Below are 17,118 nucleotides of genomic sequence, written 5' to 3'. Positions count from 1 at the left end.
CTCGCTCGCGCACGCGCCTCGTGGCGGCCGCGCCGCCACGCTCGCTCATGCGTCGTCATCCTCCGCTGCCAACTGCCCGCACGCCCCGTCGATGTCCGAGCCGCGGGTGTCACGGATCGTTGTCGGAATCCCGTGTCCCCGCAGCCTAGCGACGAACTCGTCCTCGACCGAACGTTCCGACGCCGTCCAGATCGATCCGGGTGTCGGGTTCAGGGGATCGGGTTGACGTGGACCCAGCCCTTGCCACGTGCGTTGAGCTTCGTGCCGAGCAGGTCGGCACGCCACGCCTGGTCGTTCATGTCCTTGATCAGCGCGTACTCGATCGACACGCGGCGGCCGGTGGCATCGAAGTAGGCACGCGCGGCATCGAGCGCCTCGTCGACACCGAATCGCGTGTTGATCGGCACGAGCTCGTCACGCAGGTCGTCATCCGGCGCGTGCAGCGACAGCGCGAGCGTCAGCGGCAGGCCCTCAGCCGCGAGCTTGGCGATACCGGGCACCAGGCCGACCGTCGAGACCGTGATGTTGCGAGCGCTCATGCCGAACCCCTCGGGCGGCTCGGCCACGAGCGCCCGGATGCACGCCATGATGGCCCGGTAGTTGATGAGTCCCTCACCCATGCCCATGAAGACCAGGTTGTTGAGCCGCGTCGGGCCGCCCGGGATCTCTCCCGAGGCGAGGGACCGCATCGCCGACCGGACCTGCTCGAGCATCTCCGCTGCCGAGAGGTTGCGCGTGAACCCGAGCTGCCCGGTCGCGCAGAACGGGCAGGCCATCCCGCACCCGACCTGGCTCGAGATGCACAGCGTGGCCCGGCGCGGGTAGCGCATCAGCACGGACTCGATGCGCGTGCCGTCGAACAAGCCCCACAGCGTCTTGACCGTGGTGCCCTTGTCGGCCTGCAGCGTCCGCCGCGCCGTGAGCAGCGGCGGGAACAGGCTCCCGGCGATCTCGTCACGCGCGGCCGCCGGGATGTCCGTCCAGTCGGCCGGGTCTGAGGTGAAGTGCGTGAAGTAGTGCGTCGCGAGCTGCTTGGCGCGGAACGCCTTGTGGCCCAGCGCGACCAGCGCCTCGGCCCGCTCGGCGACCGTCAGGTCCGCGAAGTGACGCGGCGGGCGCGCACGATGGCGCGGCGCCATCTGGAGCGGGATCGGCGCGGTCTCGTCAGAGGGACGGACCGCCGGGGAGGGGAGGCTCGTGCCGGCCATGCGGTTCTTCCTTACGCAGCAGGTCCCGATGCCGCCACCGAGAGAACGAGGTACACGAACGGCGCCGTCATGAGGAGCGAGTCGACGCGGTCCAGCACTCCCCCGTGACCGGGGAGCAGCGAACCCATGTCCTTCAAGTCTAGGTCGCGCTTGAGCAGCGACTCCGCCAGGTCCCCGACCGTAGCGGTCACCGCCGTCATGACGCCGAGCACCAGCCCGAGCACGAGCGACGACCCGAGGACCGCAGTGCCTTCCTGGGGAAGGAACGGCAGGTTCAGCACCCAGTGCGAGCCCAGGAGCCCGACCAGCGTCGTCAGCACGAGCGACCCGGCCAGACCCTCCCAGCTCTTCTTGGGGCTCACCGTCGGCGCAAGGGGATGCCGGCCGAACAGCACGCCCGCGACGAAGCCGCCCGTGTCGTTCGCCACACCGAGCAGGATGAACACCGCCACCCGCCAGTTGCCGTCGGCCTGCCCGAGCAGCAGCACGACGAACCCGGCCAGGAACGGCACGTAGGTCGCCGCGAACAGTGCTGCCGCGGTGTCACGCAGCGCCTGCGGGCCGGGGCCATCGAGCACGCGCCACAGTGCCGCCGCCCCGAGCGTGAGGACGTATGCGACGAGCAGCGCCTCCGGCCCGCCCACGTGCGCCGACACGACCATGCCGACACCGCCCACGAGCAGCGGCCAGATCGGCACGGTGATGTCGCGGCGCGCGAACGCCGCCCGCAGCTCCCACAGCCCCGCGCAGACGGCGATCGCGACGACGCCGACGAACGGCTCGGGGCGGAACGCCAGCGACGCGCCGACGGCGACGAGCAGACCGACGCCGACGGCGATGGCCGCCGGCAGGTTGCGCCCGGCGCGCGACGCGCGGGGGGCGGCTTCGGTTGCGTCCGCCATCAGACCTCGAGCAGCTCGCTCTCCTTGCCCGCGAGAAGCTGGTCGATCTGGTCGACGTGCTTCTTCGTCAGTGCCTCGAGCTCCTTCTCCGCCCGCGTGACCTCGTCCTCGCCCGCCTCGCCGTCCTTGACCAGCTTGTCGAGCGTGTCCTTGGCCTTGCGGCGGATGTTGCGCACCGTGATGCGCGCGTCCTCCGCCTTGGACTTGGCGAGCTTGACGTAGTCGCGGCGGCGTTCCTCCGTGAGCGCGGGCAGCACGATGCGGATCGCGTTGCCGTCGTTCGACGGGTTGACGCCCAGGTCCGAGTCCCGCAGGGCCTTCTCGATCGTCGCCATCGAACCCTTGTCGAACGGTGCGATGAGCACGGTGCGAGCCTCGGGGATGTTGAACGAGGCGAGCTGCTGCAGGGGTGTCGGCGCGCCGTAGTAGTCCACGACGATCTTGCTGAACATGCCCGCGTTGGCGCGGCCGGTACGAATGCCCGCGAAGTCCTCCTTGGCGACCTCGATCGCCTTGTCCATCTTCTCTTCGGCCTCGAAGAGGGTCTCGTCGATCACAGGGTGCTCCTCAGTCGTTGTCGGGGCCTAGCGAGCAGTCATCAGGGTGCCGATCTTCTCGCCCAGCAGCGCACGGGTCACGTTACCCGCACCCTCCAGGCCGAAGACGCGCATCCGCACGTCGTTGTCGCGGCACATCGCGATCGCCGTGTTGTCCATGACCTGCAGGTTGTCGCGCAGCGCCACGTCGTAGGTCAGCGTCTCGTACCGCTCGGCCGACGGGTCCTTGCGCGGGTCGGCGTCATAGACCCCGTCGACGCCGTTCTTGCCCATGAGCACCTCGTCGCAGCCCACCTCCAGCGCGCGCTGCACCGAGACGGTGTCGGTCGAGAAGTACGGCATCCCGGCGCCCGCGCCGAAGATGACCACGCGACCCTTCTCCAGGTGCCGGATGGCCCGCAGCGGGATGTACGACTCGGCGACCTGCCCCATCGTGATGGCGGTCTGCACGCGCGTCGTCGTGCCGTCCTGCTCCAGGAAGTCCTGCAGCGCCAGGCAGTTCATCACGGTCCCGAGCATGCCCATGTAGTCGGCGCGGGCACGGTCCATGCCTGCCTGGGAGAGCTCGGCGCCGCGGAAGAAGTTGCCTCCCCCGACGACGACGGCGACCTGTACGCCTGCGCGAACCGCCGCACCGATCTCCTCGGCGATGCGCCGCACGACGTCGGCGGCCAGACCGACCGCGCCGCCGCCGAAGGCCTCACCGGAGAGCTTGAGCAGGACGCGGCGTGGTCCCGTCGTCGGGTTCGTGTGCTGGGTCATCGGCCACCGTCCTGTGTGTCGTGCGCACTGCTGGGGTCCGTCGCGACTGCGGCGGGGTCGCACCGCGCCGGCAGGGCACGGGTGCGCGAGCGGCCCGGCCCACCGTTTCCGGTAGAGCCGGGCCGCTCGGGTACGTCAGTTGCCGACGCGGAAGCGCACGAAGGTCGCGAGCTCCCCGCCTGCTGCCTCGACGTGCTTGGCCACCGTCGTCTTCGTATCCTTGGCGAGGGGCTGCTCGAGGAGCACGTTCTCCTTGAAGAACCCGCCCAGGCGACCCTCGACGATCTTCGGCAGCGCAGCCTCGGGCTTGCCCTCGGCGATCGACAGCTCGCGGGCGATCTCGCGCTCCTTGTCGACGACGTCGGCGGGCACGTCCTCGCGCGTGAGGTACCGGGGCGCCATGGCCGCGACGTGCTGGGCGACGTCCTTTGCCGCAGCCTCGACGGCCTCGCCGGACGTCGTGGTGACGACGACGACGCCGATGCTCGGCGGCAGGTCCTTGGCGGTGCGGTGCAGGTAGGTCGTGACCTTGGGACCCTCGACGCGAGCGACGCGGGCCAGGACGATCTTCTCGCCGAGCGTGCCGGCCGCGGCGGCGATGAGGTCGGCGACGGTCTCTCCGCCGACGGGCGCGGCGAGCGCGGCCTCGGCGTCGGCGGCACCTGCGGCGGCGACAGCGGCCAGCACCTGGTCCGCGAGCGCGACGAACTTCTCGTTCTTGACGACGAAGTCGGTCTCGGCGTTGAGCTCGATCATGGTCGCGACCTGGCCGGCGGCGACGTCGTCCACGTGGATGGCGACGAGGCCCTCGGAGGTCGCGTTGCCCTCGCGCTTGGCGGCCTTGGCGAGACCGCGCTTGCGGATGAGCTCGATCGCCTTCTGCTGGTCGCCTTCAGCCTCGTCGAGGGCCTTCTTGACGTCGGTCATGCCGGCGCCGGTGAGCGCGCGCAGGTCCTTGATGTCCTGGATGGTGTAGTTCGCCATGGTGGCTGTCCTTCGTGTCTGAAGTGCTGACGCGTGGATACGCGCGGGACGGGCAGTGCGCGGGCCGGAGCCTTGTGAGCTCCGGCCCGCGTCACCTCACTCGGACTTCGTCTCGGCCTCGGCCGTGGGGGCCTCGACCTCGGCGGGGGCCTCGGCGACAGGGGCCTCGACCTCGGCGGCAGCCTCGGCGACGGGGGCCTCGGCGGCAGCCTCGGCGACGGGGGCCTCGGCGGGTGCCGCAGCGGCGGGAGCCTCGGCAGCAGGAGCCTCAGCGGCCGGGGCGGCAGCCTCGGCACCAGCGAGGAGCTCGCGCTCCCACTCGGCCAGCGGCTCGGCCTCGCCCTCGGCGGCGGCGGTCTTGCCCGAGTGGCGCTGCAGCAGGCCCTCGGCGACGGCGTCGGCCACCACGCGGGTCAGGAGCGTGACCGAGCGGATCGCGTCGTCGTTGCCGGGGATCGCGTAGTCCACGACGTCGGGGTCGCAGTTGGTGTCAAGGATCGCGACGACCGGGATGTTGAGCTTGCGCGCCTCGTCGACGGCGAGGTGCTCCTTGTTGGTGTCGACGATCCACACGGCCGACGGGACCTTGGCCATGTCGCGGATGCCGCCCAGCGTGCGCGCGAGCTTGTCCTTCTCGCGGCGCAGGACCAGCAGCTCCTTCTTCGTCAGGCCGGAGCCGGCGACGTCGTCGAAGTTGATCTCCTCAAGCTCCTTGAGGCGCTGGAGGCGCTTGTGCACCGTCGAGAAGTTGGTGAGCATGCCGCCGAGCCAACGGTGGTTCACGTAGGGCATGCCGACGCGCGAGGCCTGCTCGGCCACGGGCTCCTGAGCCTGCTTCTTCGTGCCGACGAACAGGATCGAGCCGCCGTGGGCGACGGTCTCCTTGACGAAGTCGTAGGCGTTGTCGATGTAGGTCAGCGACTGCTGAAGGTCGACGATGTAGATGCCGTTGCGCTCGGTGAAGATGAAGCGCTTCATCTTCGGGTTCCAACGGCGGGTCTGGTGCCCGAAGTGGACACCGCTCTCGAGGAGCTGGCGCATGGTCACGACGGCCATGACTGGTCCTTTCACCGCGCGGGCCCGGATCCTCCGGGGCGACGCGCGCATCGTGCTCGGCCTCTGGCCGAGCGAATCTCGGTTGTCGGTGTCCGCCGGGAGGCGGCACCCCTGGCGTCACCCAGCCCGGCACCGCACGCCCCGAGGGCCTGCGGACCGCTGCCGTGCCGGTCGCACCCGTCGCCCCGAGGGGCCGGCACAGGTGCTCCGTGACGCGCGAGGTCGACCGGGCGGGCACACCGCTCCCGCACCGCCGGACCGGCCGTGAGGCCGCCCGAGGTGGAGGTGAGGGTGTGAGCGTTCCGATCGCCGCGGTGAGTCTACCCGACGCGGTCCGCGCCCGACGCCCGGATCGGCTGAGTCGAGCGCCACCCGTCGCCTTGTGGGCGACCGTGCGACCGAGCCGGCCCACAGGCGCGCGCACCCGTCGCCGGCGCACAGGCGAGCACCGGCCCGTCGAAGGCCGGCCGACCGGGCGGGAGCATGCCGCCATGGAGCGACCCATCCTGAGACACCGTGCCGTCGCGGCCGCGATGCTGCCGGCGCTCGTACTCACGCCAGGGCCGCGAGGGCTGCCGGTCCCGACCGCGGCCCCCGCCTCGCACGTCACGGCCGCCACGGAGTCCCGTGCCTACGTCCCGCCCGTACCAGGGCCGGTGGCTCGCCGGTTCGACCCGCCCGCGCGCGACTGGGAGCCGGGGCACCGGGGTGTCGACCTGTGGGCGGCACCGGGCGCCACCGTCGTCGCTCCCAGCGGGGGCGTGGTCACGTTCGCGGGAGCAGTCGCGGGCAAGCCCGTCGTCGTCGTGACGCACACGGACGGACTGCGCTCCTCGCTCGAGCCCGTGGCGGCGTCCGTCGCGCGCGGGACGGAGGTCGCGGCAGGCGAGCCGGTCGGGACTCTGGAGGCGACTCCCGGCGACGAGGCGAACCCCGATCATTGCGCCGCGCTGCCACCCGCGCAGCCACCCGCGCTGCCACCCGCGCCACCACCCGCGCACGGTGGCGACAGATGCGTGCACTGGGGGGTGCGGCGTGGCGAGATGTACCTCGACCCGCTGTCCCTGCTGGGGACGGCTGCCCCGATCGTCCTTCTCCCGCCACGTTGAGCCCTGCCGTCCGGCCGCGCAACGGCACGAGGCGCCCGACGTCGCGGGCGAGGCCCCCGTGCGGGCCCGGCACCCGAGCTCGCGCGCGAGGGAACGCCTGCCCTGGGGATCCGGCCTTGCGGGGTTCCGCGCAGGCCGGGCGCGCGCTCACGCGCGCGGGAACGCCTGCGTGTAGACCGCGCGCAGCCGCTCGGCGTCGACGTGCGTGTAGCGCTGCGTCGTGGCGAGGTCGGAGTGCCCGAGCACCTCCTGGACGCTGCGAAGGTCCGAACCGCCCTGGAGCAGGTGCGTCGCAGCCGAGTGGCGCAGGGCGTGCGGGGCGACGTCGTCGACGCCGGCACGCGCGGCGAGCCGGTGCACCGCATCCCTGGCCTGGCGCTGACCCCAGCGGCCGCCGCGGTCACCCACGAGCAGCGCGAGCCCTGCGTCGGCCGACGCGAGCTGGGGCCGGCCTTCCTCGAGCCACGCGGTCAGCGCGCGCGCGGCCGGGACGCCGAACGGCACCACCCGCTCCTTTCCGCCCTTGCCGAGCACGCGCACGAGCCGTTCGCCCACGTCCACGTCCGGCACGTCGACGGCGACCAGCTCGCCGACGCGAACGCCCGAACCGTAGAGCAGCTCCGCTGCCGCCCAGGAGCGCAACGCTGCCGGCCGCTCGTCGCCCGCGGTGGCCAGTGCGTCGTCCCGCGCGGTGTCGAGCAGCCGGGCGGCGGCCTCGGCCGTGAGCACCGTCGGCAGCACGCGCGGCACCTTCGGGCTCGCCAGCCGGACCGACGGGTCGCTCGCGATCAGCCCGGAATGGTGCGCCCACCGCAAGAACGCACGGGCGGCCGCTCCCCGGCGCGCCAGCGTGGCACGGGACAGGCCGCGGTCGGCCTGCGCACCGAGCCAGCCGCGCAGCAGCGGGAGCTGCACGTCGTCGAGGCTGCGGGCCCCGTGCCGGACCGCGTAGCGCAGCATGCCCGTCACGTCCGCGACGTACGCTCGCCGCGTGTGCGCGGAGTGCCCCCGCTGTGCGTCGAGGTGCCCCCCGAAGCTCGCGACCGCCTCAGCCAGCGCCGCCGGCAGCGGCGGGTCGGCGACGCGGAGCGCCGCGGCTACGATGCGCTGCGCTCCCTGAGGTGTCGGGGCCATGCGGCCAGTGTGCCCGCGCCGAGCCCGGGGCCCCGGCCTACGGGCCCGCGTGTCGCCGGCCCGTGCGCGCCGATCGGCAGCGAGAACGCGACGCGGCGCCCCGCCTCCGACGACGGTGCTCACCGGCGCCCCAGCGCTCGACGCCACCGGGCACCGTCCGCCGCGACCAGGCCCCGCAGCTCGAGCACGCCCAGCGCACCGAGCACCTCGGGCAGGGACCGCCCTGCGACCCGGGCAAGTGACCCGGCCTCGGCGCTCGCGCGGGCGGGCAAGGCGTCGAGCACGGCTCGGGCGGCCTCGTCCAGTCCGTCCGCCACCGACGCCGCTCCCACCGGGGCCCGTGCGGCGTCGTCCCCCGCCGCCCCGGCGAGCTCGGCGACCTCAGCGGCATCGGTCACGCAGGTCGCGACGCCGTCGCGCAGGAGCAGATGGCACCCACCGGACGCCATGGAGGTGACCGGGCCGGGGACCGCGCCGACGGGTCGCAGCAGGTCGGCGGCACGCCGGGCCGTCGAGAGCGCACCCGACCGCCACGCCGCCTCGACCACCACGGTCGCGGCGGTCATGGCGGCGATCAGCCTGTTCCGGGCCAGGAACCTCTGCCGGAAGGGCGACGACCCGGGCGGGACCTCGGCCACCACCGCCCCCGACTCGGCGACACGGCGCAGCAGGTCGTGGTTTCCCTGGGGGTAGAAGCGATCGACTCCCCCGGCCATCACCGCGACGGTCGTGCCGGCCGCGAGCAGCGCCGCGCGATGCGCGACCGCGTCGATCCCGTAGGCCCCGCCCGACACCACAGTGAACCCACGGTCCACGAGACCCGCGGCGAGCTGCGCCGTCACGTGCTCGCCGTACGACGTCGATGCGCGTGCCCCGACGACGGCGACCGACCTGCGGCACGCCCCGGCGAGGTCGGCGTCGCCGCGCACCCACAGGGCGAACGGCGCGGCCGCGCCCAACGCGTCGAGGCCGCGCGGCCAGCGCTCGTCCTGGGGCAGCAGCAGCGTGCCACCGGCGCGCTCGATCACCTGGAGCTCGCGGCGCGGGTCGAGGCCGTCGAGGCGTGTGGACCACCGCGCGACGCCCGATGCGAGCGCCCGCGCGAGACCCTTCTGCCCCGTCGCCCCGGCGGCGTGCTGCTCGAGCAGCCATGCCAGCGCCCCGGGTGCGCCCAGGTGCGCGACGAGCGCACCGGCCGTCTCGTCGCCTGGCTCGGCGATGCGGCTCCACGCTGCGGCGGCGAGGGCCGGGTCGTCGGCGTCGAAGGCGAGGGCGGTCATGCCGCCCGCCCCGTGCGCAGCACGAGCGCCTGCCCGACGTCGCCCGCGGTGGGCTCGTCGCGCCCGGCGAGGTCCGCGATCGTGGACGCCAGCCGCAGCACGCGGTCGGCACCGCGCAACGAGATCGCGCCGGTGTCGAGCGCCCTGTCGACGTCACGCATCACCGACCACCTGCCGCGCAGCCGTTCGCGCAGCCACGTGCCAGGAACCTCGGCATTGACGGTCCATGGCGTCCCGGCGAGGCGCGCTCGCGCCGCCGCGCGTGCAGCGGCGACACGGGCCGCGACGACGGCGCTCGGCTCGCCCGGTTCACCCCGCATCCCGGCCCGCCCGACGGGCGCGACCTCGACCTGCAGGTCGACCCGGTCGAGCAGGGGCCCGGAGAGCCTGCCCAGGTACCGGCGCCGCGCCATCGGCGTGCAGGTGCACTCCAGACCCTTGCCCGTCGCCATCCCGCACGGGCAAGGGTTCGCGGCGAGCACGAGCTGGAACCGCGCCGGGAACCGCGCGGTGCCGCCGCTGCGGTGGATGACGAGCTCACCGTGCTCCAGGGGCTGGCGCAGCGTCTCGAGCACGCGGCTGCCGAACTCGGGGGCCTCGTCGAGGAAGAGGATGCCCCGGTGCGCGCGGGAGGCCGCGCCCGGCCGGGGCTGCCCCGACCCACCTCCGACCACCGCCGCGGGGGTGGCCGTGTGGTGCGGGTCCTCGTAGGGCGGTCGCGTGAGAAGCCCGCCACCGGGGTCGAAGGTGCCCGCGACGGAGTGCACCGCGGTGACCTCGACGGCCTCGGCCTCGGTGAGGTCGGGCAGGATGCCCGGCAGCCGTGCGGCCAGCATGGTCTTGCCCGTGCCGGGTGGACCCGTCAGCAGCAGGTGGTGCCCGCCGGCCGCCGCGATCTCGAGCGCCGTCCGCGGCAGCTCCTGGCCCAGCACGTCGGCCAGGTCGCCGGGAGCGCGCCGTACGCTCGTCACCCGCGCGGGCCGCACGGGGTCGACGTCGGGCAGCGTCCCCGGGTCGCCGCCGTGCAGGGCGACGACCTGCGCAAGCGTCGTCGCCCCCCGCACCCGCGCCCCGGGGACGAGCGACGCCTCCGCGACGTCGGCCGTCGGCACGACGACGTCGGTACGTCCGGCCGCGACGGCCGCGGCCACCATGGGCAGCACGCCGCGCACGGGCTGGAGCCGGCCGTCGAGCCCGAGCTCGCCGATGTGGACGACGCGGTCGAGCCCGGCCGCACGCACCTGGCCCGCGCCCGCGAGCACGGCGACTGCCACGGCGAGGTCGAAGGCCGAGCCCTGCTTGGGCAGCGACGCCGGTGAGAGGTTGACGGTGATCTTGCGGTTCGGCCAGTCGATGCGGCTGGAGAGCACGGCCGCACGCACCCTGTCGCGCGACTCGCTGAGCGCCGTGTCGGGCAGCCCCACGAGCGAGAAGCCGGGCACCGAGTAGGCGAGCTGCGCCTGCACCTCGACCACGTGCCCGGTCAGGCCCACGAGGGCGACGGCCGCCGTGGTACCGAGCGACATCAGCACACCCCCTGCAGCAGCTCGACCCGGTCTGGTCCCGTGCTGCGCAGGGTCACGGCGACGACGTCGATCCGCACGTCGCGGTACCGCGGCCTCGTCCCGCCGCCGTGCTCGGCGAGCCACTGCCCGGTCAGTCGCCGCAGCCGCGCGAGCTTGGCCGGCGTCACCGCCTCGGCGGGGTGGCCGAACCGTGCGCTGCTGCGCGTCTTGACCTCGACGGCGACGAGCGTCGTGCCGTCGAGCGCCACCAGGTCCAGCTCGCCACCGTGCCCGCGCCAGTTGCGCGCGAGCAGCTCGTACCCCTCGTCCATGAGGGCCTGCGCGGCGACCTGCTCGCCTCGCCGTCCCACGTCGTCCTTCGCCGCCATCGCGACCACCTCCGGGCGGAAGCGTCGCGGACGGGCCGCGCGGAGCGACGCCCGGACGGAGCGGCCTGTGCACAGACCACGCGGGGCCGGGGCTCCCGCCGGGTCGCCGCCGCACGGCTGCGTGCGACGCCAGCACACGCCAGGACGAGCGCCCCGGCTGTGGCGGTCACAGCGCGAGGTCGGCCTTGGCCAGCTCCTCGACGTTGACGTCCTTGAAAGTGACCACACGCACCGACTTCACGAACCGCGCGGAACGGTAGACGTCCCAGACCCACGCGTCCCCTAGCCGCAGCTCGAAGTACACCTCGCCCGCGGCCGACCGCACCTGCAGGTCCACCTGGTTGGCGAGATAGAACCTCCGCTCGGTCTCCACCACGTAGGAGAACAGCCCCACCACGTCGCGATACTCGCGATACAGGGCGAGCTCCATCTCCGTCTCGTAGTTCTCGAGGTCTTCGGCGCTCACGGTGTCATCCTCGCAGGTCCGCCCGGACGGGCACGTCGGCGGGCAGGTCAAGGCTCTGGGCGAACGCCTCCGCGAAGCCGGTGGGCTCGGCAGGGTCTCCCGCGATCGCGCGCAGGTTCCACGAGCGGCGGTGCTGCGGCGTCGTGCCGTGCCGACGCAGCGCGGCGACGTGCGCGGGTGCGGCGTAGCCCTTGTTCTGCTCCCACGCGTAGGCGGGGTACTGGCGCGCGAGCCGCGTCAGCAGCAGATCACGTTCCACCTTGGCCAGCACGCTCGCCGCGGCGACAGAGGAGCACTGCAGGTCGGCCTTGACCATCGTGCGGACCGCAGGGTCGACGTCGGGCGCACCCGCCACGTCGAGGTCGGCCGCCTCGAACAGGTCGACCTGACCGCGCGAGAGCCAGTCATGCGACCCGTCGAGCAGCACCACGTCGACGTCGCCGCACGTGCGCCGCACCTGCGCAAGCGCTCGCCGGCCGGCGAGCCGCAGCGCCGCGATGATGCCGTGGGCGTCGATCTCGGCGGGCCCCGCATGCCCGACGGCCCACGCGACAGGCCAGCGCTGCAGCTGCGGCACGAGCGCCTCACGCGCCGCGGGTGTCAGCAGCTTGGAGTCGGCCAGCCCCTTGGGCGCGGTCCGCGTGGCGGCGTCTACGACGACGACGCCGACGCTCACCGGCCCGGCGAGCGCACCTCGCCCGACCTCGTCCATGCCGGCGACGAGGCGAGCGCCACCGGTCACGAGCGCGCGCTCGGCGCGCAGCGTGGGCGTCTTGCGGCCCGTGGGCGCGCTGCGGCGCGGGGGCGTCGGCCTGCGCTGGGCGCGTGGCGCGACTGCCGCTGGCTCGCAGGTCACGGTTCGGGCACCTGCTCGAAGACCGAGCCGGGGTTGCGGTGCCACGTCGCGCGGTCGAACGGCCACACCGTCGCGAACGCCGTCCCGACGACGTTGTCGATCGGGACGAACCCGCCACCCGGCTTGCTGGTGTTGAACCGCGAGTCGGCCGAGTCCTGCCGGTTGTCGCCCATGACGAACAGCATGCCCTCGGGCACGGTCTGGTCGATCGGGACCTGGCTGGGGATCGAGCCCGGCTTGATGTACGACGTCTCGGTGATCGCGGTGCCGTTGACCTCGATCTTGCCGTCCGCGTCGCAACAGGTCACGTGGTCGCCGGGCAGACCGATCACGCGCTTGATGAGGTGCTCGCCGGTGTCCTGGGGCAGCAGCCCGACGGCGGTCAGACCGCGCCCGATCGCGTTGCCTATCGGCCCGTGGTCCGGCGGCTCGTAGGGCCGCAGCCAGCCGCCCGGGTCACGGAAGACGACGATGTCGCCACGGTGCAGGTCGAGCACGCGCGGCACGAGCCGCGACACCATGACGCGGTCGCCGACCTCGAGCGTGTCCTCCATGGACGCGCTCGGGATGAAGAAGGCCTGCACGAGCAGAGACTTGATCAGCCAGGACAGCACGAGCGCGCTCACGACGATGATGGCGGTCTCGCGCAGCAGCCCCAGACCCTTCTTCGGCGCCCGGTGCCGGGAGACCCCGGCGGACCGCACCGGGCGGGCCGGCATCGGCGTGCTTTCGGGGTCTGGCTGCGGCTGTGTCACGGGGACGGATTCTGTCACGGTTCTCACTCTCCCACCGTTGCCTGACGACGCCGTGCAGGTTGCGAGCCCCGGCCTGCCACAACGGCAGCGGGCGGCCCCTCGTCGAGGGACCGCCCGCCGTCGTCGGAGGCCAGAGGCCGCCGGCTCACTTGGCCGGGGTCTCGCGCTTCTCCTTGATCTTCGCCTTCTTGCCGCGCAGCGAGCGCAGGTAGTAGAGCTTGGCGCGACGCACGTCACCGCGGGTCACGAGCTCGATCGTGTCGATCGTCGGGGCGTGCAGCGGGAACGTGCGCTCCACGCCGACGCCGAAGCTGATCTTGCGGACGGTGAACGTCTCGCGGACGCCGCCGCCCGAGCGGCCGATGCAGACGCCCTGGAACGCCTGGATGCGCGAGCGGTTGCCCTCGACGACCTTGACGTTGACCTTGACGGTGTCACCGGCGCGGAAGTCCGGGATGTCGGTGCGCAGCGACGCCGCGTCGACGAAGTCGAGCTTGTGCATGGTCAATCTCCCCGCCTGCCACAGGTCAGGCGCATCTCAGGCCCACGCGGGAGCGCGGGTCGGTGCGAATGGCTGTCATGGTGCGCCCCGAACCCGTTCGGGTCTCCCCTGTGGCAGAGGCCGGATGCCCGGCTGCGGGCGCACCGCCGACCTATTCTGCCACAGCGCCCGGCCGGCGCCGAAGCCGGCCGTCGACCTCGTCCCAGCCCAGGTCGGCGAGCAGCGCCCTGTCGTGCTTGTCGAGGCGCGCGACGTCGAGCGCCGCGACCATGTCGGGGCGCCGCTGGGCGGTGCGTTCCAGGGCACGGTCGCGCCGCCAGCGGTCGATGCGCGCGTGGTGCCCCGACAGCAGCACCTCAGGGATCTCCAGCCCGTCCCACACGGGCGGCTTGGTGTAGACGGGGTACTCCAGGAGCCCGGCGGCTCCGTGCGACTCCTCGACGAGCGACTCGGGGTTGCCGACGACGCCCGGAAGCAGCCGCCCGACCGCCTCGACGAGCACGAGCGCCGCGACCTCTCCCCCGTTGAGCACGTAGTCGCCGATGGACACCTCGCTCACGCGCCGGCCCGCGGCGCGATAGTGCTCGGCGACGCGGGCGTCGATCCCCTCGTAGCGGCCGCACGCGACGACCAGGTGCTGCTCGGCGGCGAGCGCCTCGGCGTGCCGCTGCGTGAACACCTCACCCGACGGCGTCGGGATCACCAGGTGCCCGGCGGGGTCACCGTCCAGCACGGCATCGATCGCGCAGCCCCACACGTCGGGCCGCATCACCATGCCCGCGCCTCCGCCGAACGGGGTGTCGTCGACCGTCCGGTGCCGGTCGGTGGTCCATTCGCGCAGGTCGTGGACGCGCAGGTCGAGCAGTCCTGCCTGACGCGCCTTGCCGATGAGCGACAGGTCGAGGGCCGCGAGGTAGTCGGGGAAGACGGTGACGACGTCGATGCGCACGCTCAGCCCTCCGTGCCGTCGGCGCCGCGTGTCGGCTCGTCGTCCACCACGAGGTCGGCGGCGTCGCGTGCCAGGAGCCCGCCGGGCGGGTCGAGCACCACGCGACCGCCCGCGACGTCGACCACGGGCACGATCGCGGTGACGAACGGGACGAGCGTCCGCTCGCCGCCCGTCTCGCGGATCTCGAGCGCATCGTGGGCGGGCAGGTGCTCCAGCGCCACGACCTCGCCGACGACGGTGCCGTCCGTCAGCTCGGCGCGCAGGCCGCGCAGCTCGTGCGGGTACCAGGCGTCCTCCTCGTCGGAGGCGTCGACCTCCACGACGAGCTCGACGCCGCGCAACGCCTCGGCCGCGGTGCGATCGCCGGACTCGGCGAACCGGACCAGCCAGCGCCCCTGGTGGACGCGCGCCGACTGCACCGTGAGCGGGCCGAGGTGCGCCGGCTCGGTCGCGATCCGCTCGCCCACGGCGAGCCGCGTCTCGGGGTCGTCGGTGCGCAGGTCGAGCGCCACCTCGCCGCGCAGCCCGTGGGCGCGCCCGATCCGTGCGACGACAAGCTGCATGGTGACTCCTCTGGGGTCGGATGGGACCAGGCTACGGGCGCCGTGGGTCCTTCGCGGGACGCGGCCCCGGACGCGCGACGGGGCCCGATCCTCACGGATCGGGCCCCGTCGTCGTGCGGGTGCTCAGCGGCGGTCGACGTCCACGACGTCGATCCGCACCGGACCGTCGGTCGCGAGAGCTCCGACGACGGTGCGCAGCGCCTTGGCGGTGCGCCCGCCCCGGCCGATCACGCGGCCGAGATCGTCCGGGTGGACGCGGACCTCGAGCAGATCGCCGCGGCGCAGCGGCTTGACGGCAACCCGGACGTCGTCCGGGTTGTCGACGATGCCACGCACCAGGTGCTCGAGGGCCTCGGCAAGCATCAGGCCTCGGCCTCAGCCTCGGCCGACTCGTCGGCGGCCTCGGCCGGAGCCGCAGCCTTGGCCTCGGCGGCCTTGGCCTTGACCTTCTCGGCCTCGGCGGCGGCGGCCTCGATCGCCGATGCGGCGTCGGCCTTGCCCGCCTTGGTCCTCAGGGTGCCCTCGGCGCCCGGGAGACCCTTGAACTTCTGCCAGTCACCGGTCACCTTGAGCAGGGCGAGCACCTGCTCGGTCGGCTGCGCGCCGACGCCGAGCCAGTACTGCGCACGCTCCGAGGTGATCTCGATGAGCGACGGCTCCTCGGTCGGGTGGTACTTGCCGATCTCCTCGATGACGCGACCGTCGCGCTTGGTGCGCGAGTCCGCGACGACGACGCGGTAGTACGGGGCCCGGATCTTGCCGAGGCGCTTGAGGCGAATCTTGACGGCCACTGTTGTGGTCACTCCTGGTTCTGGGATGGGCGACCCCGGCGCACGTGCTCGTGGGGCCGAGCGGTGGTTCAGGGTCTAGACGCGGCGTCACGCAGGAGAGAGGGGCCTGGGCACGCCGAGTACCCCGACATTGTGCCAGACGCCGCGGTCACCGCCCAACCCGGGCGCGCCCTACTCGACCGCCGTGCCTGCCACGACCTGCCCGCGCAGGACGACGGCCGTGGGGTGGGCCAGCACCCCGATGTCCAGGCGCGGATCGTCCGGATACACCACGAGGTCGGCGGCGGCGCCGTCGGCGAGGTTGCCGAAGCCGAGGAAGCGCCGCGCGCGCCAGCTCGCGAACGCGACGACCTCGGCCGCGGGGATGCCCGCCGCGACGAGCAGCGCGCACTCCTGCGCGATGCGCCCGTGGCCGATGGAACCGCCCGCGTCGGTGCCCACGAGCAGCGGCACTCCCGCGTCGAACAGCATGCGGACCTGCTCGAACCGGCGCGCGTGGAGTGCGCGCATGCGGCGCGCGTAGACCGGGTACTTGCCCTCGGCCTGGTCGGCGATCGCCGCGAAGCGCTCGATCTGTAGCAGCGTGGGCGTCACCGGGACGCCCCGCGCGGCGAGCGTGTGCGCCTGGTCGGACGTGACTCCCGTGCCGTGCTCGATGCAGTCGACCCCCGCCGCGAGCAGGTCGTCGACCGCCTCGGCGGCGAACGTGTGGACCGTGATGCGCGCGGCCTCGGCGTGCGCGGCGGCGACCGCCTCGACCAGCATGTCGGCCGGCCACAGGGGCGCGAGGTCGGCGCCCGCCCCGAGGTCCCGGTCGATCCAGTCCCCCACGATCTTGACCCAGCCGTCACCCGCGCGTGCCTGCGCGCGCACGGCGCCGGGCAGCGCGGCGACGTCGTCGAGCTCGACCGCGAACCCGCGCAGGTACCGCTTCGGCCGGGCGATGTGCTGGGCGGCGCGGACCAGCCGTGGCAGGTCGGCACGACGCTGGAGCGGACGGGTGTCGAGGGGTGAGCCGGCGTCGCGCACCAGAAGCACGCCCGAGTCCCGGTCGGCTATCGCCTGCTCGGTCGCGGTCTCGAGGTCGACGCCGCCGTCCGGGCCGAGCCCGAGATGGCTGTGAACGTCGACGAGACCCGGGATCACCCATCCTTCGAGCCGCCGCACGGCTCCGACCTGCGGTGCCGGGCGCGTCAGGTGCAGGCGTCCGTCACGGACGAACACCTCGCCGGTCTCGTGGTCGTCGTCGAGCACCACGTGGCCCGTCAGATGGAGCGGTACGTGCGGGACGGCCATGTCGCGCAGCGTAGTCGCGCCGTCGGCCCGCCGGGAGTGCCTACGGCCGACTCG

Annotated in this window: 19 protein-coding genes and 1 pseudogene; 1 reads left to right on the top strand and 19 read right to left on the bottom strand. The window is 73.5% G+C overall.

Annotated features, from left to right (window positions below; all coding sequences use genetic code 11):
• Window positions 1-45: 45 nt before the first annotated feature.
• The 6 genes and pseudogenes from rlmN to rpsB form a co-directional block, all read right to left on the bottom strand.
• A pseudogene (rlmN, locus tag ET495_RS02105) lies at window positions 46-1,139 on the bottom strand (23S rRNA (adenine(2503)-C(2))-methyltransferase RlmN).
• An 80-nt stretch (window positions 1,140-1,219) separates the two neighbouring features.
• Window positions 1,220-2,110 carry a phosphatidate cytidylyltransferase gene (locus tag ET495_RS02100; RefSeq protein ID WP_129202237.1) on the bottom strand — a complete coding sequence of 297 codons (891 nt, stop codon included), beginning with the start codon at window positions 2,108-2,110 and terminating at the stop codon, window positions 1,220-1,222.
• Window positions 2,110-2,667 carry a ribosome recycling factor gene (gene frr / locus ET495_RS02095; RefSeq protein WP_129202235.1) on the bottom strand — a complete coding sequence of 186 codons (558 nt, stop codon included), beginning with the start codon at window positions 2,665-2,667 and terminating at the stop codon, window positions 2,110-2,112. Before frr ends, ET495_RS02100 begins: the two co-directional genes overlap by 1 nt.
• 27 nt (window positions 2,668-2,694) lie before the next feature.
• On the bottom strand, window positions 2,695-3,429 hold the full coding sequence (gene pyrH, locus ET495_RS02090) for a UMP kinase (RefSeq protein WP_129202233.1): 735 nt from the start codon (window positions 3,427-3,429) through the stop codon (window positions 2,695-2,697).
• A 135-nt stretch (window positions 3,430-3,564) separates the two neighbouring features.
• Window positions 3,565-4,413 carry a translation elongation factor Ts gene (gene tsf, locus ET495_RS02085; RefSeq protein WP_129202231.1) on the bottom strand — a complete coding sequence of 283 codons (849 nt, stop codon included), beginning with the start codon at window positions 4,411-4,413 and terminating at the stop codon, window positions 3,565-3,567.
• Between the two features lie 96 nt (window positions 4,414-4,509).
• Window positions 4,510-5,469: a 30S ribosomal protein S2 gene (rpsB, locus tag ET495_RS02080; protein WP_129202229.1), complete on the bottom strand. Its 960-nt coding sequence runs from the start codon at window positions 5,467-5,469 to the stop codon at window positions 4,510-4,512.
• Between the two features lie 491 nt (window positions 5,470-5,960).
• Between rpsB and ET495_RS02075 the strand changes: the two genes are divergently transcribed.
• Window positions 5,961-6,578 carry a murein hydrolase activator EnvC family protein gene (locus tag ET495_RS02075; protein ID WP_129202227.1) on the top strand — a complete coding sequence of 206 codons (618 nt, stop codon included), beginning with the start codon at window positions 5,961-5,963 and terminating at the stop codon, window positions 6,576-6,578.
• 147 nt (window positions 6,579-6,725) lie between these two features.
• Here ET495_RS02075 and ET495_RS02070 read toward each other — a convergent pair whose 3' ends face one another.
• The 13 genes from ET495_RS02070 to ET495_RS02010 all read right to left on the bottom strand — a co-directional run bounded on the left by ET495_RS02070 (window position 6,726) and on the right by ET495_RS02010 (window position 17,064).
• On the bottom strand, window positions 6,726-7,712 hold the full coding sequence (locus tag ET495_RS02070; protein ID WP_129202225.1) for a tyrosine-type recombinase/integrase: 987 nt from the start codon (window positions 7,710-7,712) through the stop codon (window positions 6,726-6,728).
• Between the two features lie 119 nt (window positions 7,713-7,831).
• Window positions 7,832-8,992 (bottom strand): DNA-processing protein DprA, encoded by a 1,161-nt coding sequence (dprA, locus tag ET495_RS02065; RefSeq protein ID WP_129202223.1) that lies wholly within the window; start codon window positions 8,990-8,992, stop codon window positions 7,832-7,834.
• Window positions 8,989-10,518 (bottom strand): YifB family Mg chelatase-like AAA ATPase, encoded by a 1,530-nt coding sequence (locus ET495_RS02060; protein WP_129202221.1) that lies wholly within the window; start codon window positions 10,516-10,518, stop codon window positions 8,989-8,991. The genes dprA and ET495_RS02060 overlap by 4 nt, the downstream gene beginning before the upstream one ends.
• The gene (locus ET495_RS02055; protein WP_129202219.1) at window positions 10,518-10,886 is read right to left on the bottom strand and encodes a YraN family protein; all 369 of its coding nucleotides are present in this window, start codon (window positions 10,884-10,886) and stop codon (window positions 10,518-10,520) included. The genes ET495_RS02060 and ET495_RS02055 overlap by 1 nt, the downstream gene beginning before the upstream one ends.
• 166 nt (window positions 10,887-11,052) lie before the next feature.
• Window positions 11,053-11,352, bottom strand: coding sequence for a DUF2469 domain-containing protein (locus tag ET495_RS02050; RefSeq protein ID WP_111249730.1), 300 nt, complete (start codon window positions 11,350-11,352; stop codon window positions 11,053-11,055).
• Window positions 11,353-11,356: 4 nt separating this feature from the next.
• Window positions 11,357-12,208 (bottom strand): ribonuclease HII, encoded by an 852-nt coding sequence (locus tag ET495_RS02045; protein WP_170220562.1) that lies wholly within the window; start codon window positions 12,206-12,208, stop codon window positions 11,357-11,359.
• Window positions 12,205-12,963, bottom strand: coding sequence for a signal peptidase I (gene lepB / locus ET495_RS02040; protein ID WP_245993247.1), 759 nt, complete (start codon window positions 12,961-12,963; stop codon window positions 12,205-12,207). The genes ET495_RS02045 and lepB overlap by 4 nt, the downstream gene beginning before the upstream one ends.
• Before the next feature lie 145 nt (window positions 12,964-13,108).
• Window positions 13,109-13,465 (bottom strand): 50S ribosomal protein L19, encoded by a 357-nt coding sequence (gene rplS / locus ET495_RS02035; protein ID WP_129202215.1) that lies wholly within the window; start codon window positions 13,463-13,465, stop codon window positions 13,109-13,111.
• Window positions 13,466-13,616: 151 nt separating this feature from the next.
• Window positions 13,617-14,414, bottom strand: a complete 798-nt coding sequence (trmD, locus tag ET495_RS02030) for a tRNA (guanosine(37)-N1)-methyltransferase TrmD (protein WP_129202213.1) — start codon at window positions 14,412-14,414, stop codon at window positions 13,617-13,619.
• Between the two features lie 2 nt (window positions 14,415-14,416).
• Window positions 14,417-14,977 (bottom strand): ribosome maturation factor RimM, encoded by a 561-nt coding sequence (rimM, locus tag ET495_RS02025; RefSeq protein WP_129202211.1) that lies wholly within the window; start codon window positions 14,975-14,977, stop codon window positions 14,417-14,419.
• 123 nt (window positions 14,978-15,100) lie between these two features.
• Window positions 15,101-15,340, bottom strand: coding sequence for an RNA-binding protein (locus ET495_RS02020; protein WP_129202209.1), 240 nt, complete (start codon window positions 15,338-15,340; stop codon window positions 15,101-15,103).
• On the bottom strand, window positions 15,340-15,768 hold the full coding sequence (gene rpsP / locus ET495_RS02015) for a 30S ribosomal protein S16 (protein WP_129205835.1): 429 nt from the start codon (window positions 15,766-15,768) through the stop codon (window positions 15,340-15,342). Before rpsP ends, ET495_RS02020 begins: the two co-directional genes overlap by 1 nt.
• Before the next feature lie 171 nt (window positions 15,769-15,939).
• Window positions 15,940-17,064 carry an amidohydrolase family protein gene (locus ET495_RS02010; protein WP_129202207.1) on the bottom strand — a complete coding sequence of 375 codons (1,125 nt, stop codon included), beginning with the start codon at window positions 17,062-17,064 and terminating at the stop codon, window positions 15,940-15,942.
• Between the last annotated feature and the right edge of the window lie 54 nt (window positions 17,065-17,118).

It is taken from the genome of Xylanimonas allomyrinae (genome assembly GCF_004135345.1).
In the GTDB taxonomy this organism is placed as follows: domain Bacteria; phylum Actinomycetota; class Actinomycetes; order Actinomycetales; family Cellulomonadaceae; genus Xylanimonas; species Xylanimonas allomyrinae.
The sequence above is the reverse complement of the archived record's forward strand: the minus strand, read 5'-3'. Positions and strand labels throughout refer to the sequence as shown.